The organism is Frankia sp. R82, assembly GCF_023716925.1.
In the GTDB taxonomy this organism is placed as follows: Bacteria; Actinomycetota; Actinomycetes; order Frankiales; family Frankiaceae; genus Frankia.
In genome coordinates, this window is record NZ_JAMQQG010000129.1 from 1 (window position 1) to 2,172 (window position 2,172).

At 74.4% G+C, this 2,172-nt stretch carries 2 protein-coding genes; both read right to left on the reverse strand.

Annotated features, from left to right (window positions below; genetic code table 11):
- Positions 1-1,477, reverse strand: a 1,477-nt coding sequence (locus ND747_RS16090; protein ID WP_251734429.1) for a beta-ketoacyl synthase N-terminal-like domain-containing protein, incomplete at its 3' end; no start/stop codon positions are given.
- 105 nt (positions 1,478-1,582) lie between these two features.
- Positions 1,583-2,172, reverse strand: a 590-nt coding sequence (locus tag ND747_RS16095; RefSeq protein WP_251734430.1) for a phosphopantetheine-binding protein, incomplete at its 5' end; no start/stop codon positions are given.

The following is a 2,172-nucleotide window of genomic DNA, read 5'->3' on the forward strand; positions in this document are numbered from 1 at the left end:
GTGGTGCGCCGCCCCGCTCCGGTGCGGCCGACCGGGCCGGGGCGGCCGGGGCGGCCGGGGTGTCGGTGGCGGGGACGGTCGAGGTGGGGGTCGGCGGCGCCTGCTCCAGGATGATGTGGGCATTGGTGCCGCTGACCCCGAATGCCGACACGCCGGCACGCCGCGGCGCGCCCGTCTCGGGCCAGGACCGGGCCTCGGTGAGCACCTGGACGTCGCCGACGGACCAGTCCACCCGCGTGGACGGCTCGTCGACGTGCAGCGTCGCCGGCAGCACCCCGGCCCGGATGGCCTCGACGATCTTGATGATGCCGGCGGCGCCGGCGGCGGCCTGGGTGTGCCCGATGTTCGACTTGACCGAACCGAGATACAGCGGTCGCCCGGCCGGACGCGCCCGGCCGTAGGTGGTCAGCAGCGCGTGCGCCTCGATGGGGTCGCCGAGGGAGGTGCCGGTGCCGTGGGCTTCGACGGCGTCGATGTCGGTGGGGGTGAGTCGGGCGTTGGTGAGGGCGGCGCGGATGACGCGTTGTTGGGCGGGTCCGTTGGGGGCGGTGAGGCCGTTGGAGGCGCCGTCGGAGTTGACGGCGCTGCCGCGGATGAGGGCGAGGATGGGGTGGCCGTGGCGTTGGGCGTCGCTGAGTCGTTCGACGAGCAGGACGCCGACGCCCTCGGACCAGCCGGTCCCGTCGGCGCTGGCGGCGAACGCCTTGCACCGGCCGTCCGCGGACAGGCCGCGCTGGCGGGAGAACTCGATGAACGGCGCCGGTGACGACATCACCGCGACCCCGCCGGCCAGGGCCAGGTCGGCCTCGCCGTTGCGCAGTGCCTGGGCGGCGAGGTGCAGGGCGACCAGGGCGGAGGAGCAGGCGGTGTCGACGGTGACCGAGGGGCCCTCGAACCCGAACGTGTACGACACCCGGCCCGAGAGCACGCTGCCGAGCGTGCCGAGTGCGACGTACGCCTCCAGCTCGTCGGGGATCTCGTGCAGCCGGGCGGCGTAGTCCTGTCCGGCGATCCCGGCGAACACCGCGGTGCGGCTGCCCCGCAGCGTCGTCGGGTCGATGCCGGCCCGTTCGAACGCCTCCCAGCTCGTCTCCAGCAGCAGCCGCTGCTGCGGGTCGACGGCCACCGCCTCGCGGGGGGAGATGCCGAAGAACTCGGGGTCGAAGTCGGCGGCGTCGTGCAGGAAGCCGCCGTGACGGGTGTAGGACTTGCCGGGTGCGCCCGGGTCCGGGTCGTACAGGTCGTCGATCGGCCAGCCCCGGTTGGTCGGGAACTCGCTGATCGCGTCCCGTTCGGTGACGACGAGGTCCCACAGGTCCTCCGGGGTGCGCACGGCGCCGGGCAGCCGGCAGGCCATGCTCACGATCGCGATCGGCTCCCGCCGACTCGACTCGACCTCCCGCAGGCGTTTGTGCGCCGTACGTGCGTCGCTGAGCGCCCGCTTGAGGTATTCGCGAAGCTTGGCGTCATCGGCCATGGCCAGTGGCTCCCTTGCGGAGTATGCGAAGAAGGCGGAGAGAGGCGGGGACGGCGAACCGGACGGCGCAACCGGACGGGATGACCGGACGGTCGGCGGCGTCGGTCAGAAGGACTCGGCGTTGGTGCTGTCGACCAGCGCGAACAGTTCGTCGTCGGTGGCGGCGTCAAGGTCGAACTCGTCGTCGGTGCCGTCGGCGGCGGTGCCGGGGTCGCCGACGTCCGCCCACCGGTCGAGCAGGGCCCGCAGCCGGGTGACGGTCTCGACGGTGTCGGCGTTGTCCCCGCCGGTGGCCTCGAGGGCCGCCGCCAGCTGGTCCAGCACCCGCAGCGGGGACGAGGTGCCCGCCGGGGCGGCCGAGCCCAGCTCGTCGGCGAGGAAGGCGGAGATCGCCGCCGGGGTCGGGTAGTCGAACACCAGCGTGGCCGGCAGGGTCAGCCCGGTCGCGGTGTTCAGCCGGTTGCGCAGGTCGACGGCGGTCAGCGAGGTCAGGCCGAGGTCGCGGAACGCGCGGCTGGGGCCGATCGTCGCCGGGCTGTCGTGGCCGAGCACCACCGCCGCCTCGGCTCGGACCAGGTCGAGCAGCAGCTCGTCACGGTCGGCCGGAGCGAGGGTGGCCAGCCGGTCGGCCAGACCCGCCCCGGCGAGCTCGGCCGGCTGGCCGCCCACCGCCGCGGCGGTGCCTGTTTGCCCCC